19 protein-coding genes are annotated in these 26,748 nt (G+C 68.8%); 12 read left to right on the top strand and 7 right to left on the bottom strand.

Going from position 1 to position 26,748, the window contains the following annotated elements:
- Nucleotides 1-82 precede the first annotated feature (82 nt).
- From eccCa to SSPS47_RS25510, 5 genes are all read left to right on the top strand, one after another.
- Nucleotides 83-4,066, top strand: a complete 3,984-nt coding sequence (eccCa, locus tag SSPS47_RS25530; protein ID WP_164253020.1) for a type VII secretion protein EccCa — start codon at nucleotides 83-85, stop codon at nucleotides 4,064-4,066.
- A 70-nt stretch (nucleotides 4,067-4,136) separates the two neighbouring features.
- The gene (locus SSPS47_RS25525; RefSeq protein ID WP_164253019.1) at nucleotides 4,137-4,367 is read left to right on the top strand and encodes a hypothetical protein; all 231 of its coding nucleotides are present in this window, start codon (nucleotides 4,137-4,139) and stop codon (nucleotides 4,365-4,367) included.
- 160 nt (nucleotides 4,368-4,527) lie between these two features.
- Nucleotides 4,528-5,025: a hypothetical protein gene (locus SSPS47_RS25520; RefSeq protein ID WP_164253018.1), complete on the top strand. Its 498-nt coding sequence runs from the start codon at nucleotides 4,528-4,530 to the stop codon at nucleotides 5,023-5,025.
- A gap of 22 nt (nucleotides 5,026-5,047) precedes the next feature.
- Nucleotides 5,048-7,336 (top strand): DUF6571 family protein, encoded by a 2,289-nt coding sequence (locus SSPS47_RS25515; protein ID WP_164253017.1) that lies wholly within the window; start codon nucleotides 5,048-5,050, stop codon nucleotides 7,334-7,336.
- A 13-nt stretch (nucleotides 7,337-7,349) separates the two neighbouring features.
- On the top strand, nucleotides 7,350-7,964 hold the full coding sequence (locus SSPS47_RS25510; RefSeq protein WP_164253016.1) for a hypothetical protein: 615 nt from the start codon (nucleotides 7,350-7,352) through the stop codon (nucleotides 7,962-7,964).
- Between the two features lie 171 nt (nucleotides 7,965-8,135).
- Here the strand turns inward: SSPS47_RS25510 and SSPS47_RS25505 are convergent, their stop codons facing one another.
- The 7 genes from SSPS47_RS25505 to eccB form a co-directional block, all read right to left on the bottom strand.
- A complete protein-coding gene (locus SSPS47_RS25505; protein WP_147878842.1) occupies nucleotides 8,136-8,411 on the bottom strand; it encodes a WXG100 family type VII secretion target in 276 nt (91 codons plus the stop codon).
- A 91-nt stretch (nucleotides 8,412-8,502) separates the two neighbouring features.
- Nucleotides 8,503-8,865: a WXG100 family type VII secretion target gene (locus SSPS47_RS25500; protein WP_147878818.1), complete on the bottom strand. Its 363-nt coding sequence runs from the start codon at nucleotides 8,863-8,865 to the stop codon at nucleotides 8,503-8,505.
- A gap of 77 nt (nucleotides 8,866-8,942) precedes the next feature.
- Complete coding sequence (locus SSPS47_RS25495) at nucleotides 8,943-10,229, bottom strand: S8 family serine peptidase (RefSeq protein WP_164253015.1); 1,287 nt, start codon at nucleotides 10,227-10,229, stop codon at nucleotides 8,943-8,945.
- A gap of 26 nt (nucleotides 10,230-10,255) precedes the next feature.
- On the bottom strand, nucleotides 10,256-12,016 hold the full coding sequence (locus SSPS47_RS25490) for a hypothetical protein (RefSeq protein ID WP_164253014.1): 1,761 nt from the start codon (nucleotides 12,014-12,016) through the stop codon (nucleotides 10,256-10,258).
- A 6-nt stretch (nucleotides 12,017-12,022) separates the two neighbouring features.
- The gene (locus SSPS47_RS25485; protein WP_147878821.1) at nucleotides 12,023-12,463 is read right to left on the bottom strand and encodes a hypothetical protein; all 441 of its coding nucleotides are present in this window, start codon (nucleotides 12,461-12,463) and stop codon (nucleotides 12,023-12,025) included.
- Between the two features lie 230 nt (nucleotides 12,464-12,693).
- Complete coding sequence (gene mycP / locus SSPS47_RS25480; protein ID WP_343234904.1) at nucleotides 12,694-13,929, bottom strand: type VII secretion-associated serine protease mycosin; 1,236 nt, start codon at nucleotides 13,927-13,929, stop codon at nucleotides 12,694-12,696.
- Nucleotides 13,930-14,041: 112 nt separating this feature from the next.
- Complete coding sequence (gene eccB, locus SSPS47_RS25475; protein ID WP_164253012.1) at nucleotides 14,042-15,577, bottom strand: type VII secretion protein EccB; 1,536 nt, start codon at nucleotides 15,575-15,577, stop codon at nucleotides 14,042-14,044.
- A gap of 180 nt (nucleotides 15,578-15,757) precedes the next feature.
- Here eccB and eccE point away from each other — a divergent pair, with 180 nt between their 5' ends.
- The 7 genes from eccE to SSPS47_RS25440 all read left to right on the top strand — a co-directional run bounded on the left by eccE (nucleotide 15,758) and on the right by SSPS47_RS25440 (nucleotide 26,697).
- Nucleotides 15,758-17,128, top strand: a complete 1,371-nt coding sequence (gene eccE / locus SSPS47_RS25470) for a type VII secretion protein EccE (protein WP_203558106.1) — start codon at nucleotides 15,758-15,760, stop codon at nucleotides 17,126-17,128.
- Nucleotides 17,125-17,823, top strand: a complete 699-nt coding sequence (locus tag SSPS47_RS25465) for a hypothetical protein (RefSeq protein WP_078074777.1) — start codon at nucleotides 17,125-17,127, stop codon at nucleotides 17,821-17,823. Before eccE ends, SSPS47_RS25465 begins: the two co-directional genes overlap by 4 nt.
- A gap of 220 nt (nucleotides 17,824-18,043) precedes the next feature.
- Nucleotides 18,044-18,277: a DUF397 domain-containing protein gene (locus SSPS47_RS25460; RefSeq protein ID WP_147878824.1), complete on the top strand. Its 234-nt coding sequence runs from the start codon at nucleotides 18,044-18,046 to the stop codon at nucleotides 18,275-18,277.
- A 498-nt stretch (nucleotides 18,278-18,775) separates the two neighbouring features.
- Complete coding sequence (locus tag SSPS47_RS25455) at nucleotides 18,776-22,177, top strand: SCO5717 family growth-regulating ATPase (RefSeq protein ID WP_164253011.1); 3,402 nt, start codon at nucleotides 18,776-18,778, stop codon at nucleotides 22,175-22,177.
- A 372-nt stretch (nucleotides 22,178-22,549) separates the two neighbouring features.
- Entirely contained in the window at nucleotides 22,550-24,454 is a 1,905-nt protein-coding gene (locus SSPS47_RS25450; RefSeq protein WP_164253010.1) for an ABC transporter substrate-binding protein, read from the top strand.
- Nucleotides 24,455-24,613: 159 nt separating this feature from the next.
- Nucleotides 24,614-25,690 carry an ABC transporter permease gene (locus tag SSPS47_RS25445; RefSeq protein ID WP_147878827.1) on the top strand — a complete coding sequence of 359 codons (1,077 nt, stop codon included), beginning with the start codon at nucleotides 24,614-24,616 and terminating at the stop codon, nucleotides 25,688-25,690.
- On the top strand, nucleotides 25,687-26,697 hold the full coding sequence (locus tag SSPS47_RS25440) for an ABC transporter permease (RefSeq protein ID WP_164253009.1): 1,011 nt from the start codon (nucleotides 25,687-25,689) through the stop codon (nucleotides 26,695-26,697). The genes SSPS47_RS25445 and SSPS47_RS25440 overlap by 4 nt, the downstream gene beginning before the upstream one ends.
- Nucleotides 26,698-26,748 lie beyond the last annotated feature (51 nt).

Here is a 26,748-nt window from a genome sequence, read left to right as displayed (position 1 = left end):
GGATCCTTGCCCGCGGATGGAGGCCCGTCGCCACGGGGGCGCCGGTGGGAACTTTTCCGTCCGGCAAGGGAATTGGTGAGCAGTGAGTCAGATCGTCGTCAAGCGCCCGCCGCGGGCTCTGCCCGCCGACGTACCCGGCGAGCAGATGCAGGTGCAACCCCCTCCGCCGCTGCCCAGAGGGCAGCAGGAGGGTGCGCTCATGCAGTTGCTCCCGATGCTGGGTATGGGCGGTTCGGTCGTCTTCTTCTTCATGACGCCGAATCCGATCATGCGCATCATGGGCATGGTGATGATCGCCTCGACGATCGCCATGGCCATCGCGATGCTCGTGCGGCACCGGCGCGGGACGCAGGGCGAACTGGCCGACATGCGGCGTGACTACCTCAAGTACCTGACGCAGACGCGGCGTACGGTGCTGCGGACGGCGCATCTGCAACGGGACGCGCAGTACTACCTGCACCCGTCCCCGGAGCAGCTGTGGGCGCTGGTCGCCGAGGGCAGCCGGGTGTGGGAACGGCGGGTCGCCGACGAAGACTTCGGGCAGGTACGCATCGGGCTGGGCAGTCAGCAGCTCGCCACCCCGCTCATCGCCCCCGAAACCGCCCCCGTGGACGAGCTGGAGCCGCTGACCGCCGGGGCGATGCAGCAGTTCCTCAACGCGCACAGCGTGCTGGACGGTCTGCCGATGGCTGTCTCGCTGCGCGCCTTCTACCACCTGACCGTCACCGGCGAGGCCGAGTCGGTGCGTTCCACGGCGCGCGCGATGGTCGGTTCGCTCGCCTCACTGCACTCCCCCGAGGACCTGGTCATCGCCGTCGTGACCGGACGGGGCGCGGCGTCGGGGTGGGAGTGGGCGAAGTGGCTGCCCCACGTGCAGGCCCAAGGCCCCGGTGACGGGGCGGGCAGCCGCCGGCTGATCACCTCCGACGTGCGGGAGCTGGAGGAGATGCTGGCGGGGCGGCTGGAGGGCCGTCCGCGCTTCCAGTCCGGCGGGCATCCGCTGCTGGACCAGCCGCACATCGTCGTCGTCCTGGACGGCCTCTCGCTGCCCCCTGTGTCGGCGCTCGCGGCGCCGGAGGGGCTGCAGGGTGTCACGGTCGTCGAGGTCGTACCGGGCGAGGTCACCGGTGCGCGCGGCGGCCTGGCCGTGGTGGTGCATCCCGACTCGCTGCGGCTGGAGTCGGGGCACGGCATGGTGTACGACGGGGAGCCCGACCGGCTGAGCCTGGAGGCCGCCGAGGCGCTGGCCCGCCAGCTCGCGCCGTTGCGGGCCGCGACGGGAGGCGACGACGACGACGAACCGCTGCTCGCCAACCTCGACTTCACCGATCTGCTGAACCTCGGGGACGCGGCGTCCGTCGACGTCACCCGCACGTGGCGGCCCCGTTCGCAGGCGGAGCGGCTGCGCGTGCCCATCGGTGTCGGTGAGGACGGCGCGCCCGTCATGCTGGACCTGAAGGAGGCGGCGCAGGAGGGCATGGGGCCGCACGGCCTGTGTGTCGGCGCCACCGGCTCCGGCAAGTCCGAGCTGCTGCGCACGCTGGTGCTGGGCCTCGCCGTCACGCACTCCTCGGAGACGCTGAACTTCGTTCTCGCGGACTTCAAGGGCGGTGCCACCTTCGCCGGCATGTCGCAGATGCCGCACGTCGCCGCGGTGATCACCAACCTCGCGGACGACCTCACGCTGGTCGACCGCATGGGCGACTCGATCCGCGGTGAGCTGAACCGGCGTCAGGAGATGCTGCGCGACGCGGGCAACTACGCCAACATCCACGACTACGAGAAGGCACGCGCGGCGGGCTCCCCGTTGCAGCCCATCCCGTCGCTGGTGCTGGTCATCGACGAGTTCAGCGAACTCCTGACAGCGATGCCGGACTTCATCGAGATGTTCGTCCAGATCGGGCGCATCGGACGTTCGCTGGGCGTCCATCTCCTGCTGGCGTCGCAGCGGTTGGAGGAGGGCCGGCTGCGCGGGCTGGAGACGTACCTCTCGTACCGCGTGGGTCTGCGCACCTTCTCGGCCGCGGAGTCCCGCGCCGCGCTGGGTGTGCCGGACGCGTACCAGCTGCCGAACGTGCCCGGTTCCGGGTATCTGAAGTACGGCACCGACGAGATGGTGCGCTTCAAGGCCGCGTACGTCTCCGGGGTGTACCGGGCGAACGCGCAGGCGGTCGCGGGCACCGGGGGGCCGCTCCCGGTCGACCGCAGGCCCGTGCCGTTCACCGCGGCGCCGGTGCCGGTGCACTACGTGCAGCCGACCGCCCGGCCGGCCGTACCGGAAGCGCGTACCAGCCCCGAGGACGACGCGCTGGCCGACACGGTGCTCGATGTGATCGTGCGCCGGCTCGAAGGGCGCGGCGCCGAGGCGCACCAGGTGTGGCTGCCGCCGCTGGACAACCCGCCGTCGCTGGACGAACTGCTGCCGGGGCTGTCGAACGTGGAGGGGCGCGGGCTCACCCAGCCCGGCTTCGAGGGGGCGGGGCGCCTGGTCGTGCCGCTGGGCGTGGTCGACAAGCCGTACGAGCAGCGGCGCGACACCCTGTACCGGGACTTCTCCGGTGCGGCGGGCCACATGCAGATCGTCGGCGGGCCGCAGTCCGGCAAGTCGACGCTGCTGCGCACCCTCGTCTCCGGGTTCGCGCTGACGCACACGCCGCAGGAGGTGCAGTTCTACGGGCTGGACTTCGGAGGCGGTGGCATGTCGTCGATCGCCGGGCTGCCGCACGTCGGCGGGGTGGCGTCGCGGCTCGACCCCGAGAAGGTACGGCGTACGACGGCCGAGGTGTACGGGATCCTGGCACGCCGCGAGGAGTACTTCCGTACGGCGGGGATCGACTCCATCAACACCTTCCGCAGGATGCGGGAACGGGGCGAGATCTCGCTCACGGACCAGCCCTGGGGCGACGTCTTCCTGATCATCGACGGGTGGGGCAACTTCCGCACCGACTACGAGGCGTTGGAGCCCGCCGTCCTCGACATCGCGGCGCGCGGGCTCGGTTACGGCATCCATGTGGTGCTCACGGCGTCGCGCTCGATGGAGGTGCGCGCCAACCTCAAGGACCACCTGATGAACCGGCTGGAGCTGCGCCTCGGCGACACGATGGACTCCGACCTGGACCGCAAGGCGGCCGTCAACGTGCCCACCGGGGTGCCGGGCCGGGGTCTGACGCCGGAGAAGCTGCACTTCATGGCTGCGGTGCCGCGGATCGACTCCATCAACTCCGACAGCGACCTGTCGGAGGCGACGGCAGCCATGACGCAGGAGGTCGGCCGGCACTGGACGGGGCCGGGCGCCCCCGCCGTACGGCTGCTGCCGCGCGAACTGGACGCGGCGACACTGCCGGCGGGCGTCGAGCAGCCGAAGCGCGGCGTGGCCTTCGGCATCGACGAGAATCTGCTGGAGCCGGTCTTCGTCAACTTCGAACGCGACCCGTTCTTCCTGGTGTTCGGCGAGAGCGAGTCCGGCAAGTCGAACCTGCTGCGGCTGCTGATCAAGCAGTTGTGCGAGCGGTACGACGGGAACTCGGCCAAGTTCTTCGTCATCGACAACCGGCGCGCGCTGCTGGACGTGACGCCGCCGTCGCACCTGGCGGAGTACGTGCCGATGTCCAACAACATGGAGCACCATGTTGACGCGCTGTCGGACCTGATGCGGCGCCGTACCCCGGCGGCGGACGTCACGGCGCAGCAGTTGCGCGAACGCAGCTGGTGGCGCGGGCCGACGGTGTTCGTGGTCGTCGACGACTACGACCTGGTGTCGACGTCCAGCGGCAACCCGCTCAACAAGCTCACGGAGCAGCTGCCGTTCGCCCGCGACGTGGGTGTGCGCTTCATCATCGCCCGCAGCGCGGCGGGGGCGAGCAGGGCCTCGTACGAGCCGTTCATGCAGCGGATGATGGAGCTCGGCGCGCAGGGCGTGCTGCTCTCGGGCGACCCGCAGGAGGGCGACATCCTCGGCGGCGTACGGGCGCGTCCGATGCCGGCGGGCCGCGGCATCTTCGTCTCCCGCCAGCGCGGCAACCCGCTGGTGCAGACGGGCCTCATGCCGTCGCTGGACGAGCGGTGACGGGGCGGGTCCCGGAGCCCCGGTCGGTGCGGACGGGACGGGTGGCACGGGTGGCACCGGTGATGGGCCGATGACGGGTGCGGGGATCTTCGCGGCGTTCTTCGCGGTGCTGTTCCTGGGGCTGGCGTTCGTGGACCAGCGGAAGGCGTGGTGGCGCTTCCAGGCACGCCGCTTCGACAACCCGGCGGCCCACGAGCCGTCGGACGGACTGATCCGGGGACGGAAGCTCGCGCTGATCGGACTGGCGCTGTTCCTGGGATGGCAAGCGGTCGAGATGTTCCGGCTGGCGGGGATGGAGTGAGGAACGGGGCGAGGCGTGAGAAGTCTGGAGATGCGCGTACGGGGCCGTCTCCGGACTGAACGCGGTTGCGACGGACCGCACTTGCGTGTGATCGGCGCGCATCAATAGGTTGATCCGGAATGGCGAAATCCATCAGTGAGCACGGGGGAAGGAATCCCAGATGGCATGGGACGAATGGGACCAGCTGAAGGCATCGGCGGCGGGTAACGGGTCGGGGCAGATGCGGCTGAACGGAATCCCGGAGGAGGACCGGCCCAACGCGGGCAATCCGACCGGTGATCTCAGCGTCGACCAGAAGGACCTGGCGGCGATCGGCGACGAGGCGTTCAAGCTGTACAACCGACTGTGGGAAGAGGCGCGGGTCACCAGCACCGACACGGCCGGCAGTGATCTGAAGGGGCAGGGTTTCGCGCTCGGCGGCGCTCTGAGTCATGTGTCGCTGCGCTGGGACCGGCAGCTCGGTTCCCTCATGGACGCGTGCGCGCTCATTTCGAACCACATGGACTTCACGAAAAAAGCGCACGAGGGCGACGAAATCTTCATCGAGCGTCATGTGAGCAGCATCTCCACACTGGATGCGGGCTTCGACGAGCAGTGGTCCCAGCCGGGCGAGAAGAACGAGGTCTACGGCGAGGGCAAGAAAGACTCGAAGGACTGAGAAGGACTAAAGGAACAGGATCATGGATTTCGAAGCCCTTCACTCAGCCAGTTTCACGTCGCTCGACACCACGGTCAGCGACTGGACGAAGATGCTCACCAAACTCACCGACCTCAAGGCCGACGCCAAGGACGGGCTCCACGGCAAGGCGAGCAAGGCCAACTGGGCCGGCTACAACGCCACGGTGTCGCGCGAGTTCATCGGCAAGACCGCCGAGGAGTTCAACGACGCGTACACCCAGGCCGAGTCGATACGCAACATCATGCGCGACACGCAGGGTGAGCTGAAGACCCAGCAGCGACTGCTCAAGGAAGCGATCGAGCGCGGGCGCGGCAACCACATGTCCGTCAAGTCGGCGGGCAGCGGCTTCACCGTCACCCCGAGTCCCGACCCGAAGCCCGCGAACGGCCAGAAGGACGTCGACGCGCTGCGGGACGAGCTTCAGGGCATTCTCGACAAGGCGACGGAGATGGACAACACGGCGGCCACGTCGCTCAAGGCTCTCGTCGACCTCACCGACTACGGCTTCTCCGGGCAGAAGTACGCGGACCGTGATTCGGCGGTCACCGCGATCAGGGAAGCCGAGAACCTCGCTCGTATCGCGAAGAAGAACCCGGAAGACCTGACGGTCAAGGAGTTCGACGCGCTCAACGCGGGCCTGAAGAAGTACTCCGGCGACGAACTCTTCAGCGAGCGCTTCGCAGAGCAGCTGGGCCCCAAGGGGACGCTGGAGTTCTGGGCCGGCATAGCAGATCCCTACACAAACAGGGACGTGTACGTCGAACGCCGCGAACAGCTCGGCGATCTGCAGAAGAACCTCAGCCTCACACTCGCCACCGCGACTCAGGCGGACACGCTTGAAATGCACCGGTGGAAGGGGGAGATGACGGATCTCGGAAGTCAGCCCATCAGCAAGAACAGCACCACTCAGGGCTTCCAGGTGATGAGCAACCTGATGCGCTGGGGCAATTTCGACGACCAGTTCCTCAAGAGCTACGGCAGTGAACTCATGGAGACCGAGAAGGCGGCAACCAGCAACGGCCGCCACGGGGCGACGGTCTGGACCAGGATGGGCATGGACCCGAATCTCAACCACACGGGTGAGGACTCCGGTTCGGACCCCATGATCGGTTACCTGAAGGCGCTGTCGAACAGTCCGGATGCCGCGACGGACTTCTTCAACGACTCCTTCCTGTCGAAGGACGAGGATCACGACTTCAAGGAAGAGGACGAAAAAACCGGTAAAGAGGTCAAGGCTTCTCTCTCCAACTTCGATTATCTCTTCGAGGAGCGCGACTGGCCGCCGGAGCGCGACAAGGACGGCGACGACAGCATCTCCGGCCGGAACAACTTGGCGATGGCCCTGGAAGCGGCCACGACCGGACACCCGGCGGGCGAACTGCCGACTCTGGACACCCCGGCCCACAACGCCGGGCAGGCGGAGCTGGCGAGGAACGTGATGGTGTCCATCTCGGAAAACCCGGGCCGACTCACCGAGCACAGTTACATGTCCGACAGTGTGGGTCAGATTGCCGCCGAGTACATGCCTGACATCAATCGAGGTATGTACGCCGGGAAAGAATCAGGGAACGACCTCTTTCCGGTGGTCGGTGAGCCGGCGAAGATCCCTGAGGTCGACATCACCAGGTTCCTCTACGCGGTGGGACAGAATCCCGAGGGATATGCGGCGGTCAACGCCGGCCAGGCCGCCTACACAACGTCCCTGATGGAGTATCACTTCGCCAATCCGGAGGCCTTCGTCAAGGACCCCAACTTCAGCGACAACGACAATCTCAAGCAGGCCATTGAGGGTGTAGCGAAAGTCAGCGGCGAAGTCCAAGGGACGATCGGGGCGGGTCGTGCGTTCGCGAGCGAAGAGGAGGGGGGTGTGAAGGATCAAGATTTCAACGACGCGATCCAGACCACCAGTACCTGGGTAGGCACCGGGGTCGGCATCGGGGTCGGACTTGCGACGGCTCCGTTCATCGGCCCAGGTGGCATCGTTGCGGGCGGGCTGGCAGGCACTGCGGTGGACGAGATTCTCGGCGGTCTCACAGAGGGCGCGCTGAAGGACAGCTCCGGCGAAGTCATCTACCGTAACGGCCAGGAGATAGACGCGACGCGCCAATCCACTTACACCCTTGTCGAAACGGCCGCCGAAAAGGCGGGTGAGAGCGCGAAGAACCCGTCGCCGGCCATTGTCGATGCTGCCGCGAACGCGGCGGAGCATGGCTTCAACAACGCCCGCACGAACCTCTCAGACTTTATCGACGGCGAAGGAACTCCCCGGCAACTCGAGCCGAAAAAGTGAGCACATGATTTCCATGTCGAAGAAGGTCCTGATCCCCCTCACCTCACTGGTGGTGGTCGGCTTGGCGGCGGCCGCATTCTATGCGCTGGGGCTGCCTCCGTTCGAAAAGCGCGGCAAAATAAAAGCAAGCAAGGTCTGCGAGTCGCTCGGCGACTCCACGAAAGCGGCATCGACGCTCGAAACGGTACTGCCGAAGGAACCGGAATATTCCTTCAGAGGCAGAGTGACCGGCGAGCAGGTGACACAGCAGAGCGACGCGTTCAGGAGTGACTGCACGGTCTACGGTGAGGGGAAAACGCTTCTGAGCGCCGGCACGCTGGTAATGGAGACCCAGTCTGCGGACAGCTGGGCGAAGTACTCACTGGAAGACGGCGACGAGGCCCGCGAAAGCTTCGCAGCAGGATCCGGAGGGTTCATCACGGCAGACAACACGGTCGCCATTCAGGTGCCTTGCGCCAAAGCCGGTACGATACCGGGCGGCGAATACAGCCTGAGAGTCGTCGTTGATCTGAGGTCGAGCGAGGCTTCGGACAGGGTGCGTCAAGGTCTGAAGGATCTCGCAGTCGAGACGGCGCGCTTCGCGCACGAGAAGACGGAATGCAACCTCCCCGCCGAACTGCCTGAGTAGGCGGGCGCACCGGCCGTAGGCCACACGGGGTTCTCACGCCCTGAGGGCCTGCGGCTGAGCGCTGCACGTGCGTAAGCGTGGCCGTAAACGCGCCCGTAGGCACGGCAAAGGGGGGCACCTCCCGCGCGTGCCCCCCTGTCGCCGTAACTGCCGGTCGCTTCCAGGAGGTTCCTAGAAGTAGCCGGCGGACTTCTTGTCGCCTGCCTGGTAGGTCGGGCCGGCCTCGCGGACCTTGCGGGCGATGTCCTTGAGCGCGTTGTGGATCATGCGCGTCTCGTTGTCCCACTTCTTGTGGGCGGCGTCGGCCGCGGTCTTGGCCTCGCCCTCGAAGGTCGCGGAGACTCCGCGGATCTTCGTCTGGATGGCCTCAAGGCTCTCGTCGAGCCGGGCGGCCTGCTTCTCGATGACCCCGGCGGCCTGCTCCAGCGAGCCGTAGGTCACGACCATGGTGCCGTCGTTCTGCTGAGCCACGGGTCCTCCTGTTTCGTGTCGGTGCGGTATGTGTGCGGTGCGTGCTGAACGGCTGTTTGACGGGCTGTCAGTAGCCGGCGATGTTCGACGTCGCCTTGGCCGTGGCGGCGCTGTCGCCGGAGAAGCCGGCGGTCACGTCGACACCGTTGAGGGCCGCGTAGACCTCGTCCTCGGTGTTGCCCGCGGTGGTACGGGTGACCTGGATCGCTTCCTGGAAGTTGAGCAGCATCTTCGCGATGCGGACCATGCCCGAGTTGATCTCGGCCTGCTTCGCGTCGAAGGCGCTGGCGCCGATGCCCTTCCAGGCACCTTCCAGGCTGTCGATGACGCCCTGGAGGTTCCTCAGCTGTCCCTTGACGTCCTCGAACTTGACCGTGATCTCGTCCTGGAAGTCCTTGAGACTCTGATCGCCGACCTTCTGGACTGCCATATGTCAGTCTCCCTTTCCTATGTGCTCGCTGCTGCGTGTATGTGCTGGTGCTTCGGTGAGTGGTCTTGGCCGCGCGATCACGCGCTGCGGCGTCTGCGTACGACGGCGAAAGCGCCCCCGGCAAGCACGGCGACGAGCGCGGCTCCCCCGAGGATCAGCCCCAACTGGCTGTCGTCGCCGGTGTCCTTCGCGGCGTTGGCCGTGTCCGCGTCCGGGGCCTTCGCGTCGGACCCGGACGCGGAGGAGGCGGCGTCATCGTCCTTGGCAGCACCCTCCTTGGGGGCGCCCGCGTCGGACGAGCCGCCGGCCGTCGTGCGCTCGTTGGTCAGGGGGCTGACGTCCGGGTCGCCGGGTTTGCCGATCCCGCGGTTGATGGCCGCGTTGGGGCGGACGATGCCGTGCCCGAGGTAGTTGCTGACGGTGCCGGGCTTCCAGTCGTCGCCACGGCCCGCAGACTCGAACATGACCCGCAGGACCTGGTTCGCGGTCCAGTCGGGGTTGGCGGACCAGATGAGGGCGGCGGAGGCGGAGGCGAGGGCGGTGGCTGTGCTGGTTCCGCCGTTACCCACGCAGTACTTGGAGAAGGTCTCGTCGCACCAGAACGGCGTATCGATGCCGGGGGCCGCGATGTCGACGAAGTCGCCGTGCTGGGAGGTGTCGGCAACCTCACCCTCAGGGTCGGAAGCCGCGACGCCAACCACTTCGGGATAGTTGGCCGGGTACTCGGCCTTGTTGCCCTTGTGGCCAGTGTTGCCGACTGCGGCGAAAAACAGCTTCCCCTTCTTGTACGCGTACTGGACCGCCGCCTTCTCCTGGGCCTCCAGAAACTGGCTGCCGAGCGACACATTGATAATCTTGGCGTCGCTGTCGGCAGCCGCACGGATGGCGCTGGCGTTGTCGAAGGCCTTCGAGTTGTGTTTCTCCTCGAACTCCTCGTTGGCGATCCGCATTGGGATGATCTCGGCTCCAGGTGCCAGGCCTTTCAATCCTCCACCCTCACCAGTTCCAGCAATGAGCTCGGCCATGGTGGTCCCGTGCCCGCTGTAGTCGTCAGTGGTCCCATCCGTCTCCGTGGCATCGAGGCCCTTGAGTACCTGGCCCTTGAGCGACGGGATCGATGCGTTGACTCCGGTGTCAATCAGGGCGATCTTGATCCCCTCGCCCGTGGCCGACTCCCAGATCTCGTCGGTACGCATGGCTTCGAGATACCACTGCTTCGACTGCATATCCTCGGCAACCGCCGCCGGAACTGCAACGCCCACGACCATTGCCGAGGCCCCGATCGCAGCCACCGCGAAAAGCGGGCCGCGCCGAAGGCCGTACGACCCGGATCGCTTCCGGACCTGGCTCATTCCTGCCGTCATCCCGACTTCCGAACCTTCCGCTGCGCCTATTCGATGACTGGCGGTACGGCACCACGCCGCCGAGCCGCCCGTGTCTCTGCCTCGTCCACCCTGGGGTCCGGTCGTGGCTGTTCGGGGCGCTCCGGCTCCACGTGTCGATCACCGGACAGCCCCGAGCCTCCATTCGTAAACCCGCCGGCGCCCGACCTGGGGGATGTACCACCGCTTCGCGGAGTGCCCACAACGCCGTTGTTGGAGCTGGGCACGCCTCGTCCCGTGGGCCGTACGGCGCCCTTCGCCGGGCCCGCCCCCACGACTCCGGACTGGCTGGGACGCGCTGCCGACGACGGGCGGCCTTGCGTCGTGCTACCTGGGCCTCCGATGACGTTCCCTCTGGGAATGCGCGATCCGGAGGCACCAGTACCGCCGCCGGAGGTGCGTTGCGGGGTGCCTCCCACGATGCCGTTGGCGCGGCCCGTACGGGGCGCGGAGGAAGATCCCGGACCGGAACGTCCGCCCATGGGTGGCCCCCCGGTGCTCGGTCGACCCACCATGGGACTCCGGGTGGCACCCGGACCACCAGCGCGTCCCACACCGGGACCCATGGCTGTCGGCCTGCCGACAGGTCCGCGGCTCGACTGCGAACCCGAATTGGTGCCGCCGCCCATCGGGGTCGGGCGCCCGACGGGGCCCTGGCGACCGCCCCCTCCAGTACTTGTTTTCGCATTGGAGACCGGCCCGGGGCCTCCGCCCCTCGGCGCGAGCGGAGGGCTCGAACGAGGGCCGCCGCCACGTACAGGGGGACCGAGATTGGGGCCCAGTGGCGATGGAAAGTGCTGGTTCCCAGAGCTTGGTCCGACAGGCGCCGTGGGAGGTTGCGTGGGACCGGGATTCGTCGTGGTGGGCGGCAGCGTCTTGACGCTGTCGATCTCCATCGATGTGTTCGGGGCCGGGTTCTGCGTGACCAAGCCCTCCGTACCGGTGCGAGGAACGCCACCCGTACCACCTGCGTCGGCTCGTACAGCACTCGGCTGGTGAGGCGACGAACCCAGCGCATCCGTGCCGCCGGAGTCTCCCGAAATGACTTCGCCGGCCCGCTCGCCCAGCTTCGGTCGCGGCACATCCGCCGCCAGCATCTTCGGCAGCTCCGGCTCCTTCACCCCCGCCAGCGACTGCTCCGACACCGCGTAGAACGACGCCAGGCGGTTCATCTGGTTGATGGCCTCCTGGCGGTTCTCCTCCGCCTGAACAGCCCGCTTGTACTCCGGGTTGTCCTCCCGCTGCTCCGATACCGGGAAGTCTCTGGGACGCCTCGGGTCGGCCCGGTTGTCACGGGGCGGTTTGGAGTTGCGGACCGATGTCAGGCCGGTGGCCGCGACGGACATCTGGGTGCCGACGACGTTCGCGAACGAGGCCAGGCCCCAGGCGTAGCCGGCGAGTTCGCCGCCGTAACGCTGGAACTCGGTGGCTCCCTCACCCTGCCAGTCCGTCGCCCTGACGAAGTCGCTGAGTTCCTGCGCGGCGTCGTTCAGGCTCTTCTTGGCCCGTTCGAGGTTCTTGCCGGCGTTCTCCAGATCCGAGGGGTTCGCGCCGTCCAGCAGGTCGAGCATGTCGTTGAGCGCCCGCTCCTCGAAGCTCGTCCTGGCGAAGACCCCGCCGGAGTTTCCGAAGCCGAAGCCCATCTTGTCCACGGCCGCCACCGCGCGCTCGGCGGCATCGGTCACACCGAACTCTGACTGGATCTTGGCAGCGTCCTCGTTCTGCTGCTGCTCCTGGGGAGAGAGCGGCGGTTTCTTCTCGTCACTCATGTCTCGTCACCCCAAGTCCTTCGTGCCGCCGGTCTCGTTCTGGCGCGGCGCCTCGGGTGCCTCGCCCCTGTCCTGCCTCTGCTGCTTCGCCTGCTCCTCGCGCTGCTCGTCCAAGCGCGTCTGAATGGAGTGGAAGCGGTACCGCAGGTCTTCTTCGACGTTGTCGTAACCGACGTCGGCCGCGTGAACTCCGATGCTCAGCAGCTCTATCTGGTCACCGAGAGACTTGGAAAGCGCGATGAGCGACGTGTGCACCCGCTCGTACTGCATGGAGAAGCCTTCGGCCTCGTCGAACTTGCCCGGGCCGCTGAACGACGATCGTGGTACGCGCTGGGCAGCGATCTCCCCGTTGCCGCCCGCGCCGCCCTCGAACTCCGAGAGCAGGGTGTTGATCTGACTCTGGAACTTCTTCAGCGCTCCGACGCCGCGCTCAAGATTACTCGCCATCAGAGCCCCCGCTCATGCCACCCACCGACTCAGGCACGATGCCCGTTCCTCCCCGTTTGCTTCTGCTGTCCTGCGTCGCGACCCAAGCGAACCGGTCTTTCTGCATACACGCGATGATCGCTCGCGACCACTCTAGCTACTCGCTCGGACACCACTAAGTGGGTTGTTGGTCGAGTGACTTGATTGCGGGAGGACGCTCTCGCCCGTCCCACTGAACCCACTCACCCCGTTCACCTACTCTCCTCAACCCGCCGCGCCCGGCGCCTTGCATCGCGCAGAGCCACCGAACCGCCCGTGATCGCCGCCACCAGGACGACGCCCCCGACAACGACGTAGGTCGCGAGCCGGGAGTTCCGTTCCTCGGCCGTTTCACTGAGATGGATCTCGGCCGGGGTCGGCGCCTCGGCCCTGGTCACTCCTTCGTGTGCCACCGGTTCCTCGACCGGCTTGTCATCCTCGGTCAGCGCACGGACCGGATCCACCACTCCCCAGCCGACGAGGCGGTCACGGCCCGGGATCGAGCGCTCCGCCGTCTGCTGGATCTGGGCGACGATCTGTTCCTGCGTCCACCCGTCGTGCTTGCTCTTGATCAGAGCGGCGATTCCCGCGACGTACGGGGCGGAGAAGCTGGTCCCGTTGTCCGCGCAGTGGCCGCCTCCGGGGACGGTCGTGACCATGTCGACCCCCGGCGCCGCGATGCCGACGAACTCGCCCGACTGGGAGAACGACGCGCGTTCGTTGTTCCGGTCGGACGCGGCCACGGCCAGCACACCGTCGTACGAGGCGGGGTACGTCTCCTTGACCTTGCCGTCGAGGCCGTCGTTGCCCGCCGACGCGACGACGACGATCTCCGCCGCGAGAGCGTCGTCCACCGCCTGCTTCAACAGCTCTGTCGGTTCCACGGCGTCCGCCGTGTCCTGGGAGATGTTGATGACGTCGGCGTCCTGCTCGATCGCGTGGTTGATGGCGTCGGCGAGCGTCTCGGCGGAGCCGTTGCCGAACGCGTCGTTCTGCTGGATCGGAATGATCGTGGCGTCGGGCGCGAGGCCGACGAAACCGGTTCCCTTCGCGGGGCGCGCGGCGATGATGCCGGCGACCTTGGTGCCGTGACCGACGACGTCGGTGGTGCCGTTCGCGTTGCCGCGTTCCAGCTTGTTCCCGTTGTCGTCCTTGGCGCCCGGGGGCATCAGGTTGACACCGCCGCCGGTGTCCACCGCCTTGGCGAGCTGTGGGTTCCTGATGTCGACGCCTGTGTCGATGACCGCGACCTTGACGTTCTTGCCGGTGGACTGCTTCCACAGTTCGTCCAGCAGGACGCGTTGCAGGGCCCACGGGCGGCCCTCGTACTTCTCGCCGGGGAAGGAGCACTGCCCCGTGTCCGCGCTCGCGGTGGGCGCCGACAGCGTCACGAGCGCGAGGGCGGCGATGGTCAAGGCGGTCGCCGTCGCCGTGGTCTTCGCTGCCAACCTACGGTACGTGGGTGGGGAGTTGGGCGTGAGCGCGCTCCCGCCGGGGGGTGTGTGACCGTGGCGGCGTGTACGAGTGCGGCTGTCCGTGTCTGTCATGGCTGCCCCGCCCTCACGAACCCTGCGGCTGACGCGCGGCCCCGGTCGACAGCCTCGGCCCCGTCGGCAGGAGCCCGGACCAGGCGGCGGGCATCGGAGCCGCGTCCACGTTCTGGTATCCGAGCCTGTTCTGCGCCTTCTGCACCTCGTCCCGGGCGGCCTGCCGCTCCTTCTCAGAACCGGATTCGCCGATCCCCGAGTCGTCCGTCGCGCTGTCACCGTTGGACTGCATCGCGTACCGCAGGCCGGTGTCCGTAACCAGGAAGAGGAAGCCGGACTTGGTCGTGCCACCCGTGAACTGGCGGAAGAGCTGGCCGGATCCGGGGGTGACGTAGGCGCTCGTGGCGCCGGTCGCCAATGTCTCGGGGAAACCGGTGCCGGCCCACGTGCTGAGCTTCGTGTCACCGCTGTCCGCGTCCACCTCGCGCAGCACGTTGCACACGGTGTTACGGCTTCCCTCCCCCGTGCTCGCGGAGTTGACCGCGTCGGGCTCGTTCTCCGGCCAGTCGTTGTCCTGCCCGAACGGGGCGCCGGGCCGGAACGCCGCGGCGCTGACGGACGTGGCGTTACCGTTCTGGCCGACCTGGATCAGGTCCGGGCTGCCGAGCAGCAGCTTGGCGGTGAAGTCGGAGATCGGGGCGACCCGGCCCTCCAGGACGACGTACTTCTGGTCCTTGGTCCCGTCCGTCGCCGTGAGAATCGTGCCGACCTTGTCCAGTGAGGGGTCCAGCTCGCCGCCGATGCCCGCGTCGGCGCCGATCGTCCCGTCGATCTCCGGGAACTCGACAGCGTCGCCGCGGTGCAGCGTGGCCAGCCACGCCGCGGACACACGCTGCGGCTTCCGGTCTCCCCCGACCACCAGTTGCAGCAACACGTCGTCGTCCGCGTCGACCTCGTACGCCTTGCCCGTGGCGTCAACAATGTGGCGGGCCTTGTCGGGCCCCTCCACGTACATCAGCTCGCCGCCGGTCAGCCGGTTCGCGCCCTCGGTCTTCTTCTGCTCGCGCTCCGCGAAGACGAACGTCGCCTTCTCGATGGCCCGGCCGCCCTCGCCGGGGCGCTCGCACACCGCCCAGCGCTTGGCGGCGCCGGCCTCCTTCGCGTCGGGCAAGCGGTCGGGGGCGTACGGAATGCCGAGAGTGGCACCGTGCGCGATCTTGCCGTTGTCGAGGACCGACTCGTCGACGTTGATGACCTTGCCCTTGTCAGGGTTGAGGAGGAGCTTGGCCGACGACATGTTCAGAACCGGGTGGAGCTGGATCTTGCCGGGGTTCCCGGTCTTCAACACCACGTAACGGGTCGTGGACTTGCTGGCGATGATGACGTTCTCGCCCGGCGTGTCCCACTGCTTGGGCGCCACCGGTTTGAACATCCCCCAGGCGCCGAAGATCGCGAGGATCACGACGGCGACGATCATCCCGGGCACCACCCCGCGCAGCGGACGGGGCGCACCCTCTTCCGAGCCGGTCGAGTTCGGCCGCACGAACTGCGCGATCAGCCTTCGCTTCGCGAAGGTGTAGGCGTTGAGTTCGTCCCGTCGTGATGCCATCTGTCCGCTGTCCCTCTCCCCCACTGCGCGGCCAGGCCCCCTTCTCTTACAGAGGGTTGCCGTCGTTCCGGCCCCCTACTATGCATGCTGGCGATCACGCCTCACTGCTCAGGTAGGGTGATCGCCCGGTCAACTACCCATGGGGAAATGGCCATTTCGGACAGAGGGGGCAACGCGGGGATGGGTACGGCGACGCGCGAGCGTAATGGGCGGACTTTCGGACAGCCCCCCGGCTCTTCCCGATCTTCCCGTCGGCAACGCCGCAACGCCCCGGACACCGGCCCCGCCCCGACATCCCCCGCGGCCGTCACGGTGCCGCGTGTACCCGCGACGACCACCCTGCGAGCCCTCTCCCGCACCAGCCACGTCGGCCCCTTCCAGCTGCGGCAGCTGGTGCTCGTCGAGGTGGCACTCGCGCTGGCCGCTGCCGGCGTCGTGCTCGGCGGATTGTGGATGGTGCCCACGATCGCCGTCGCCTGCGTGCTGGTCCTCTTCGCCGTCGTACGGCGCCGTGGCCACGCCGTCCAGGACTGGCTCTCGACCGTCCTCTCCCTCCGTGCGCGCGAGCGGGCTGCCGGACCCGCGGCGGTCGACGTCGATCCGTCGCTGGCTCCGGTCGCGGAGGCCGTCCCGGCGCTGCGCCCGTACACATACGTCGACCGTGACCGCCGCACCGTGGGAATGCTCGGCGACGGGAGCTTCCTCACGGCCGTCGTACGGGTCGAGGCGAGCGGGTCCGCGCTGCGGCCCGCCTTCGGCGCGCGGGCGCTGCCGCTCTCCCTCCTGGGCGGCGCCCTGGAGGTCGACGACATCAGGCTGGAGTCGGTCCAGTTGGTGCAGCAGGTGCGTTCGGCGCCCGCACCGCACCTGCCGCAGCAGTCGGTGGCCCGGCTCTCGTACGTACCTCTTCAGGAGAAGACCGGCGCCCCGGCCCTGCGGCTGACGTGGGTGGCGGTGAAGCTCGATCCCGAGCTGTGCCGCGAGGCGGTGGACGCGCGCGGGGGCGGCGTCGAAGGCGCGCAACGATGCCTCGTACGAGTGGCGGACCACGTGGCGAGCCGGGTCACCGGGGCGGGGTTCCGGGCTGTCGTGCTGGACCAGGAGGAGCTGAACTCCACCATCGCGACGTCGGCCTGCGCCAGCCCGGCACAGGCCGCTCACGCCGGCCGCCCCGACGCCGCCCCGGCGCGGCGCACGGCGGAGACGCCGCGCGTGTGGCGGTGCGACGACAGGTGGCACACGACGTACGCGGTGGGCCGCTGGCCCGAGTTGGGGCGCGGCGCCGCTCCGCTGCCCAAGCTGGTGTCGCTGCTCACCGCCACCCCGGCGTACGCGACGACCTTCAGCCTCACCCTGCGGCGTGGCACCCGGCTGGGAGCCATGACGGTCAACGGCCATGTCCGTATCACCGGCGGCAGCGACACCGAACTGGTAGGTGTGCGGCGGCTGTTGGAGCAGGCCGCACGGTCGGCGAAGGTCGGCCTCGTACGTCTCGACCGTGAGCAACTGCCCGGGGCCCTCGCCACACTTCCGCTGGGAGGCGCGCGATGAGCGGGCTGCGTACGCTGCTCGGCCCGCGGCACGCGGGTCACACCATGCCGGCCGACGAACTCGGGGCGCTCTCGCTGCCGGTCGGGGACGACGGTGTGGTGATCGGTGACGACGCCGAGGGGCACCCGCAGATGGTGGGGTTCCACCGCTCCGCGCCGTACGACGTCCTGCTCATCGGCGGTCTCTGGACCGCCCAGGTGATCGCGCTGCGCGCGGCGGGCACCGGGGCACGCGTGGTCGTCGAGACGGGGCGCGCCCAGGCCTGGACGCTGTTGGCGCAGGCCGCCGGCGCGGGCCTGGAGTGCATCACCCTGCACGACGTGGGCCGGGTACCGCCGCAGGGTGCGACCGTGGGCAGCCCGGTGGTGGTCGTACGGGACGCGGGCATGCGGCCCCCCCGTGGCCGTGTGGTGTCGGCTCCGTGGCAGTCGGTGCTGACGTTGCTGCCGTATCTGAGCCCCGTCGCGCCCCGGTTGATGCGGAACTCGACGCTGGTGGGCGTGCAACGGGTGTCGCCGCGCGAGGCCGAGCAGATCGGCCGGATCCTCGGGCTGTCGCAAGCGGAGAGCGGGGCGCTGCCGACCCTGGCCGACGGCGTCACCCTGTGGTGCGCCGGGCGCGAGAGGCACTGGGTGATGACGAGCCCCACGGACGCCGAGTCGGGACTGTTGGGCACTGCCCGCAGGATGGACTGACCCGCCCCGTACGGGGCGGGCGGTCACGGCCGGGAGCCCTCGGCGGCGGTCGCGCGCGGGGGCTGGGTCCCCAGCGCGAGTGACCGGACGGGAATCGCCGGACCGGACGGACCGGACGGATCTAGGATCCGTTGGAGCACGCGCGTCGGTGGGCCTGTTTGTCTCCACCCGTGCGTGGAGACCGTTCAACTCAGCAGTTGTCGAAGGAAAGGCCTGACCGATGGGGACCGCACAGGAGAAGGACGAGTTGTACGCCCTCGACATCTCTGACGTCGAGTGGCTCAGCGCCCCGGGCACGAGCGAGGACGAGGAGCGCGTCGAGATCGCGCATCTTCCCGGCGGGGCGGTGGCGATGCGGTCGTCCTTGGATCCCGACACCGTGCTGCGGTACACCGAGGCGGAGTGGCGGGCGTTCGTACTGGGCGCGCGCGACGGGGAGTTCGACCTCCAATAGAGGCCGTGGGCAGAGGTCTGTGGCGGCGGCATCCTCCGCCTCCTTCTTAAGTAGGGCGCCATGCCACCTCCTTGAGAAGAGAACCCACTGAACCCACTGAACCGACACAGACGGCGGATGCCCTTCGGTGTGGGCACTCCAGGACAGAACCACCCGGACCGGACCACGTCCGGACGTCGATACCGGATTGTTGAGTCGTGCCCGAGACCGAGCGAACGGGCGGACATTCCTGCGGTGTTGTCACGATTCACCCCACCGTCTTCCTGACCGTCTGCCGCAGAGGGACCACCGGGGGACAAGGGGCGACGTACGGGGCGAACGACGACCGGCGGGCGGGCCTGCCGGAGCGGGCTCGCGGACGATTAGGGTGGGTCGGGGCGCACGAGAACCCGCAGGCATGCCGCGAGCGTCCCAACGGGTAGAGCCGGGCGGATCGAGTGACAACGGTCGCCCCCACCCAATACGGCACAAGGGTGCTCGACCACACCAGGAGGCAAAGTGAACGGCGATCGGGACGAGATCCGTGGGGACTGGAACACTCCCGTCGATGATCAGTCCGACGCGGAGCCCGCCGAGATGACGGGTGAGTTCACCATCGACTACACCCCGCCGGCCTGGTACACGCAGAACGCCTCCGGGGACACGTCGGGCGACGGGGCGGGCTCGCGGAGCTCCACCCCTCCGCCGCCGCCTCCGAACGGGGCTCCGGTGGCCGTGCCGGGGCTGCCGGCGGGCAGTGGGTACGAGCCGAACTGGCCGCACCGTCAGCCTCCGCCGCCGATCCCCGCGCAGAGCGCGCCCCTGCCGCCGTCCGTCGATCCGGTGCTGCCGTCGACGCCTCCTCCCGTCGCGCCCTCTGCCTCCGCGGCTGACGACTCCGCCGCGCCGGAGCCCTTCGCGCAGCCTTTCGGCGCCGGGGACCTGGAGAGCGGGGCAACCATGCGCTTCTCCCCCGCCGCGCTGAAGCGCGAGATGGCGGAGATCGACGCCGCCAAGCAGGCCGCGGAGACGGCCAGGAGTGAAGCGGACGCCGACGACGCCGCAGCGGATGCCGACGGGGCCGATGACGGGGCGGTCGGCGGCGCCGGCGACGCGATCGGCGACGCCGCTGCTGCCGGGTCCTCGACGAAGGACGAGCAGGACGGAGCGGGCGCCGTGGCCGATGCCGGGCTCGGTTCCCGTTTCGGTGAGGACGAGAACCGCGGCGAGGACGACGCGGACAGCGAGGACGGCAGGGAGAGCGAGGACGAGGTACGGGGCGGCGACGAGGCGGACGCAGACACGAGCGGGAGCTACGTGACCGGGTCTGCCGAGCCCACTGTCGACGCGCCTTCGGGGCGCCCGGATTCGTCGGACAACGCCGACGCCGACTGCGACTTCCGCTCCACCTCCGACCGCGACGCGGAAGCCGACTTCGACGCCAACTCCACAGAACCGGCGGACGTCAACGACGCCGTGATCGGCGCGGACCTCTCGGACGACGTCCAGGACCGCCGTGAGGAGCCGGAAGACGCGGTCGGCGCAGTCGGCGCGGTCGACGAACCGGCCGACTCAGTGCCGACGGACGAGCCTGCCGACGCCGCTCCCCCGCTGAGCACCCCGGCGGCCCCGCCCGCCCCCGCGCTGCCGTGGTCCCCGGCTCCGGCCGGTCCGGACTCCGGGCTGCCCCCGCTGCCGCCCGCCTTCCAGCCGGCCGCTCCGGCGCCCGCGCCGCAGTGGCCCGCCGAGCGTCCGGCGGCGTCTCAGTCTCAGGCGGTGTCCCAGGGCCAGCCGCAGCCGCCCGCGATCACGCCGGCGCCCGCGCCCGCCCATCAGCAGCAGCCCCAGTTGCCGCCGGCCGCGTCCCCCTGGACCACGCCCGCAGCACCCGCCACACCGGCGACTCCGGCCGCGACGGCGCAGCAGAGCGGCTACGGATTCCCGCAGCCGGGCCAGCAGGGACAGCCTGGTGGGCCCGCGCCTGCCAACTCCGGGCCCCCCGCCCCGTACGCGCAGAGCGGTTACGGCTTTCCCCAGCAGCCAGGACAGCCCGGCCAGCAGAGTCAGCCCGGACAGCCGGGGCCCCAAGGCCCGCAGCCGGGCTACGGTTTCCCCCAGCCGGGACATCAGGGCCAGCCGCCGCAGTCGGCCCAACCCGCCCCGTACGTCCCCGCCCAGCAGTCGCCGCAGGCACCGCAGACTCCCCAGATGCCGCCCGCGCAGACCCAGCAGCCACAGCCGCCGCACCTGCCGGCTGCGGCCTCGCCGACGCCCAATCTGCCTGCCCAGCAGCAACAGCCGTACCAGCAGCCCGCGCAGGGCAACGCGCCCGGGGCGGGCCCCGGCGCACCCGGTGCCGCACCGGGGTCCGCGCCCGGCGCACCGCCCGTGGACCCGCGCTTCGGCGGCGGCTGGCCGACGGCGATGGCGCACGACCAGCGCGAGCGTTCGGTGCCCGGCGCGCCGCTGGGCTACACCGCCGCCGTCGAGCTGTCCTCGGACCGCCTCCTGCGCAACAACAAGCCGAAGGCCAAGAGCAGCCGCAACCCCTCCGGCGCCTCCCGCTTCAAGATCGGGGCGAAGAAGGAGGAGGCGGAGCGGCAGCGCAAGCTCGAACTGATCCGTACGCCGGTGCTCTCCTGCTACCGGATCGCGGTCATCAGTCTCAAGGGCGGCGTCGGCAAGACGACCACCACCACCGCGCTCGGTTCCACGCTGGCGACGGAGCGGCAGGACAAGATCCTGGCGATCGACGCCAACCCCGACGCCGGCACGCTCGGCCGCCGGGTGCGCCGTGAGACCGGGGCGACCATCCGGGACCTGGTGCAGGCGATCCCGTACCTCAACTCGTACATGGACATCCGCCGGTTCACCTCGCAGGCCCCGTCGGGGCTGGAGATCATCGCCAACGACGTGGACCCGGCGGTCTCCACGACGTTCAACGACGAGGACTACCGGCGTGCGATCGAGGTGCTCGGCAAGCAGTACCCGATCATCCTCACCGACTCCGGCACCGGTCTCCTCTACAGCGCGATGCGTGGAGTGCTGGACCTGGCCGACCAGTTGATCATCATCTCGACACCGTCGGTCGACGGGGCGAGCAGCGCGTCGACGACGCTGGACTGGCTGTCGGCCCACGGGTACGCGGATCTGGTGCAGCGGTCGATCACCGTCATCTCCGGCGTGCGTGAGACCGGAAAGATGATCAAGGTCGACGACATCGTGCAGCATTTCCAGACGCGTTGCCGCGGCGTCGTCGTCGTGCCGTTCGACGAACACCTGTCGGCGGGCGCCGAGGTCGACCTCGACATGATGCGGCCGAAGACCCGTGACGCGTACTTCAACCTGTCCGCGCTGATCGCCGAGGACTTCGTACGCGCCCAGCAGCAGCAAGGGCTGTGGACGGCGGACGGCAACCCGCCGCCGCACCTCGCACCGCCGATGCCGGGACAACAGGGCCAGCAGCACGGCCAGCCGGGCCAGTACGGTCAGCAGACTCCCGGTCAGCAGGCGCCGGAGCAGCCGCCTTACGGGCAGCCGCAGGCTCCGGGTCAGTACGGACACGGCCAGGCGCCCGGACACCAGGTCCCCGGCCAGGCACCCGGGCACGCCCCCGGACAGCCGGCGGCCCCGGGTCAGCAGCCTCCCGGCCCCGGTCAGCAGTACTACCCGCAGCAGCCCTATCCGCAGCAGCAGGGCTGGCAGCAGTCGCTGCCGTCGCAGGCACAGTCGTCCGGCGCCCCGGCCGGGCTCCCGCCGGGGCAGTACCCCGGCGCGCAGCCGCAGCATCAGCAGCCCGCACAACCGGCGCAACCCGGCCAGCCGGGCCAGCCGGGACAGCCGGAATTGCAGGGTCCGGTTCCACCCGCCGGATGGCCGCAGCAGGAGCCTCCGCAGGCTCCGTCAGCGCCTCAGCAGTAAGGCGGCAGAGGATTAGACCAATGAGGGTCCGTACCGTCTTCACGGTACGGACCCTCACCGCATTCCCGCAGCCCACACGGGGTTTCGACGCCCGTTGACGCGGCCCGACCAGCGCTGATAAACCTTCGCTTCACCAGTTGGTGAGCTGGAGTCAACCCACACACCGCCCGCAGCCGACGCGAGTAATCGATTCACGCCACCGCTCCGAGCGACCGCTCGGACCGGCGGCAGTCCCGACCATCCGTTCAACCCGCCAACTGCCGCCCCGTTTCGCTGCTTCCAATTTCTCCATTGCTCTACCGCTTGTAGTTCTCCGCCGCTCTCTGCTGTTCTCTGTTTCTCCGTGCGAGTGATGACGCGAGGTCACGACCCATGGTCACAAGGATTCCACCGCGTACGACGCGGCAGCCCACCCGGCAACGCTCCCGATTCCGTCTCTTCCTGGCCTCCGGTGCCGCTGCCACTGCGATGGTGGCCGGTTCTGTGATCCCCCTGACTCCGCTGCTGCCCGCGGCGCCGCAGGCCCAGGCGGCGCCGAACGCCCCGAAGGCTCCGGCAGCGGCCGACGGCAAGAAGGTCCTCACGGTCGCCGTCGACCAGAGCATCGACTCGCTGAGCCCCTTCCTGGCGCAGACCCTCGTCGCCACCAGCGTCCACCGGCTGACGTATGAGTACCTGACCAACTACGACGCCAAGGACGCCCGCACCGTCCCGGCCTTCGCCACCGAGTGGACGCCGTCGGCAGACAAGTTGACGTGGACCTTCACCATCCGCGGCGACTCCAAGTGGTCCGACGGCAAGCAGGCCACGGCCGAGGACGCGGCCTGGACCTTCAACAAGATGATGACGGACCCGAACGCCGCCACGGCGAACGGCAGCTTCACGTCGAACTTCAAGAAGGTCACCGCACCCGACCCGACGAAGCTCGTCATCGAACTCAAGAAGCCGCAGTCGACGATGACGGCGCTGGACGTGCCGATCGTGCCCAAGCACATCTGGGAGAAGGTCGGCGACTTCTCCAAGTTCAACAACGACAAGAAGTTCCCGATCGTGGGCAACGGCCCCTACATCATCGAGGACTTCAAGGTCGACCAGTACCTCCGGCTGAAGCCGAACAAGGACTTCTGGCGGGGCGCGCCGAAGTTCGACGAGCTGGTCTTCAGGTACTACAAGGACAAGGACGCCGCGGTCGCCGCCCTCCAGAAGGGCGAGGTCTCGTTCGTCTCCGGCCTGACGCCGGCGCAGGCCGCCGCGCTGGGCAGCGCCGACAACATCAAGGTCAACGACGCCCCCGGACGCCGCTTCTTCGCGCTCGCCACCAACCCGGGGGCGAAGGCGAAGGACGGCAAGGCCTTCGGCAACGGCCACAAGGCGCTGCTCGACCCCGACGTCCGCAAGGCCCTGTTCCACGCCGTCGACCGCAAGACGATCGTCGACAAGGTCTTCCAGGGCCACGCGGTGGAGGGGCAGGGCTACATCCCGCCGCGCTTCGACTCGTACTTCTGGCAGCCGTCGGGCAGCCAGAAGATCGACTACGACCCGAAGAAGGCCGCGACGCTCCTCGACGATGCCGGGTACGAGAAGAACGCCGGCGGCAAGCGCGTCGGCAAGGACGGCAAGCCGCTGAACTTCCGCATCCTCTGCCACGCCACCGACCCGAACGACAAGGCCGTCGGCAAGTACCTCCAGGAGTGGTGGGGCGACCTCGGCATCGGCCTCAAGGTCGAGTGCCTGGACAACGTCTCCGACCCGTGGCTCGCGGGCAACTACGACCTCGCCTTCGACGGCTGGTCGGTCAACCCCGACCCCGACTACGTCCTGTCGATCCACACCTGCGACGCCCTGCCCGCCACGGCCGATGCATCCGGCGCGACGGACAACTTCATCTGCGACAAGAAGTACGACGACCTGTACGCGAAGCAGTCGGTCGAGTACGACACGGCCAAGCGCACCGACCTGGTCAAGCAGATCCAGTCGCGTCTGTACGACACCGGGTACATGAATGTCATGGCCTACCCGAACGCCGTCGAGGCGTACCGTACGGACCAGATCAAGTCCATCACGACCATGCCCGAGGCCGCCGGCAACATCTGGGGCCAGGACGGCTACTGGAGCTGGTGGTCCGCCGTACCGGCCGGCGGGAACGGCGAGGCGAGTTCCGAAAGCGGCTCGTCCACCGGCACGATGGTCGGGATCGGCGTGGCCGTGGTGTTCGTGGCGGCACTCGGTATCTTCTTCGTGATGCGGCGCCGCTCCACCGCCGAGGACCGTGAGTAGGGCGGTGAGGACGGCCGCGACGGCGATCAGGACCGGGGCCGGGAACGAGGCGGCATCCGAGACCGGGTCCAGGACCGGGAACGGCTCCGGGCACGACGCCGGGACCGTGTACACGACCGCGGACAGGGGGTCCGGGAGGCTTCCCCGGAAAGACACCGTATGAGCACCGCAAGCACCCCCGGTGTGGTGCGGGACGCCGTCGACGACCCGGTGAAGACCGGGCCGTCCGGCGGCCCCCGCAGCCGCGCCACGGGCCACAGGACCGGCTATCTGCTGTACGTGGCGGGCAAGCTGGGCGGCGCGGCCGTCTCGCTGTTCGCCGTCCTCGTCACCAGTTTCTTCCTGTTCCGGATCATTCCCGGCGACCCGGTCAAGGCCATGACCCACGGCAAGCCGACGTCGCTGGAGCAGATGGCCACACTGCGCAAGCAGTTCGGGCTCGATCTGCCGATGTGGCAGCAGTTCACGGAGTACTGCGCGAAGGCGCTGACGGGCGATCTGGGGATCTCGTACCAGTTCCACGCCCCCGTCGGTGAGCTGATCGCCGAGAAGGTGCCCGCGACGCTGCTGCTGACGGGCGTCGCCGTGCTGATCTACTCGACGCTCGGCCTCTGGCTCGGTACGCGCTCCGCGTGGCACCACGGCGGGCTCGGCGACCGGGTCAACACCGGTGTGGCGCTGACTCTCTGGTCCGTGCCGTCGTTCTGGCTGGGACTCCTGATGATCATCGTGTTCTCGGTGGGCATCGGGCCGATTCCCGGGATGTTCCCCAGCGGCGGGATGGAGTCGGGCAACGAGACCGGCTTCGCGCACGTACTCGACGTGGCGCACCACATGGTGCTGCCGGTGGTGACCTTGGTCGCGGTCGGTTACGCGCAGACGTTGCTGGTGATGCGTTCCTCGCTGCTGGACGAGATGGGCAGCGACTATCTGACGACGGCGCGGGCCAAGGGACTGCGGGACGATCTCGTACGCCGTCGGCACGCCGTGCCGAACGCGATGCTGCCGACGGTCACCATGATTTTCATCAACTTGGGCCACGTTGCCGCCGGTTCGATCCTCGTCGAGACGGTCTTCTCGTGGCCGGGCCTCGGCGGGCTGTTCTACCAGGCTCTGAGCGTGCCTGATCTGCCCGTCGTGCAGGGGCTGTTCGTGGTCTTCGCGGGAGCGATGATCCTTATGAACCTGTTGGCCGACCTGTTGTATCCGCTGCTCGATCCCCGGGTGGGCCGATGACCATCGACAAGACGCCGCCGAATCCGCCGGAGTCCGGGGAGTCCCCGGAGCCGGGGGACGGGGCGGAGACGCCGGTCGCGCCGACCTCGCCGACCTCGCTCGGAGAGCCGGCGACACGGTCCGCCTCGTCGCTCGTGTGGGCGCGGCGGCGCGCCTCGGTGTCCCGCTTCTGGCGCCAGTACCGCGCGCACCGTGCCGGCCTTCTCGGTCTCGCCGGTCTCGCGGTCATCGCCCTGATCGCGCTGACGTCGCCGCTGTTCATCGGCGGCGACGTACAGAGCGTCACGGACGCGCCGGGAACGGCGCTGGAGAGCCCGAGCGGTGAATTCCCGCTCGGTACGGACCAGTTCGGCCGGTCGCTGCTCGGCCTGCTGATCTGGGGGGCGCGTATCTCCCTGATCGTCGGGCTCCTCGCCGCCGCGCTGTCGGTGGCCATCGGCACCTTTGTCGGCATCATCGCCGGGCACTTCGGGGGCTGGTTCGCGACGGTGGCCATGCGGGTCACCGACTGGTTCCTGGTGATGCCGGCGCTGGTGCTGGCGATCGTGCTGGCGACGGTGATGTCGCGCAGTATCTGGACGGTCATCCTGGCGATCGGGGTGACCTCCTGGCCGACGACGGCACGTCTGGTGCGCGCGCAGACCATCGCCGTCGAATCGCGCCCGTACATCGAGCGGGCGAGGGCGCTTGGCGGCGGGCACGGCCACGTCATGACGCGCCACGTGCTGCCCAACGTGATGCCGCTCGTCCTCGCCCAGACGACGCTCGGGATCTCCACGGCGATCCTGACGGAGGCCACGCTCGCGTTCCTCGGGCTCGGGGACCCTTCAGTCGTCTCCTGGGGAGGCATGCTCCAGGACGCCCGCGAGGCGGGAGCCGTGTCCTCGGGGCACTGGTGGTATCTGGCGCCGCCCGGTATCGCGATCGCGCTCGTCGCGCTCGCCTTCACACTCTGCGGCCGTGCCATCGAGGCCGTGCTCAACCCGAAGCTTGGGGTGTCCCGTTGACCGATACGCCGAAGACACCGAAGGCACCGGAGCCGGATCCGCGGCCGGAGC

The organism is Streptomyces sp. S4.7 (genome assembly GCF_010384365.1).
In the GTDB taxonomy this organism is placed as follows: Bacteria; Actinomycetota; Actinomycetes; order Streptomycetales; family Streptomycetaceae; genus Streptomyces.
Note: the sequence above shows the minus strand (reverse complement) of the source record. Positions and strands in the feature narration are given on the sequence as shown.

Excerpts from the sequence above, each read along its gene's own strand:
- SSPS47_RS25525 (WP_164253019.1), top strand. The coding sequence starts at position 4,137 with ATGACGGGTGCGGGGATCTTCGCGGCGTTCTTCGCGGTGCTGTTCCTG.
- SSPS47_RS25520 (WP_164253018.1), top strand. The coding sequence starts at position 4,528 with ATGGCATGGGACGAATGGGACCAGCTGAAGGCATCGGCGGCGGGTAAC.
- SSPS47_RS25515 (WP_164253017.1), top strand. The coding sequence starts at position 5,048 with ATGGATTTCGAAGCCCTTCACTCAGCCAGTTTCACGTCGCTCGACACC.
- SSPS47_RS25510 (WP_164253016.1), top strand. The coding sequence starts at position 7,350 with ATGTCGAAGAAGGTCCTGATCCCCCTCACCTCACTGGTGGTGGTCGGC.
- SSPS47_RS25505 (WP_147878842.1), bottom strand. The coding sequence starts at position 8,411 with ATGGTCGTGACCTACGGCTCGCTGGAGCAGGCCGCCGGGGTCATCGAG.
- SSPS47_RS25500 (WP_147878818.1), bottom strand. The coding sequence starts at position 8,865 with ATGGCAGTCCAGAAGGTCGGCGATCAGAGTCTCAAGGACTTCCAGGAC.
- SSPS47_RS25495 (WP_164253015.1), bottom strand. The coding sequence starts at position 10,229 with ATGACGGCAGGAATGAGCCAGGTCCGGAAGCGATCCGGGTCGTACGGC.
- SSPS47_RS25490 (WP_164253014.1), bottom strand. The coding sequence starts at position 12,016 with ATGAGTGACGAGAAGAAACCGCCGCTCTCTCCCCAGGAGCAGCAGCAG.
- SSPS47_RS25485 (WP_147878821.1), bottom strand. The coding sequence starts at position 12,463 with ATGGCGAGTAATCTTGAGCGCGGCGTCGGAGCGCTGAAGAAGTTCCAG.
- eccB (WP_164253012.1), bottom strand. The coding sequence starts at position 15,577 with ATGGCATCACGACGGGACGAACTCAACGCCTACACCTTCGCGAAGCGA.
- eccE (WP_203558106.1), top strand. The coding sequence starts at position 15,758 with ATGGGTACGGCGACGCGCGAGCGTAATGGGCGGACTTTCGGACAGCCC.
- SSPS47_RS25465 (WP_078074777.1), top strand. The coding sequence starts at position 17,125 with ATGAGCGGGCTGCGTACGCTGCTCGGCCCGCGGCACGCGGGTCACACC.
- SSPS47_RS25460 (WP_147878824.1), top strand. The coding sequence starts at position 18,044 with ATGGGGACCGCACAGGAGAAGGACGAGTTGTACGCCCTCGACATCTCT.
- SSPS47_RS25450 (WP_164253010.1), top strand. The coding sequence starts at position 22,550 with ATGGTCACAAGGATTCCACCGCGTACGACGCGGCAGCCCACCCGGCAA.
- SSPS47_RS25445 (WP_147878827.1), top strand. The coding sequence starts at position 24,614 with ATGAGCACCGCAAGCACCCCCGGTGTGGTGCGGGACGCCGTCGACGAC.
- SSPS47_RS25440 (WP_164253009.1), top strand. The coding sequence starts at position 25,687 with ATGACCATCGACAAGACGCCGCCGAATCCGCCGGAGTCCGGGGAGTCC.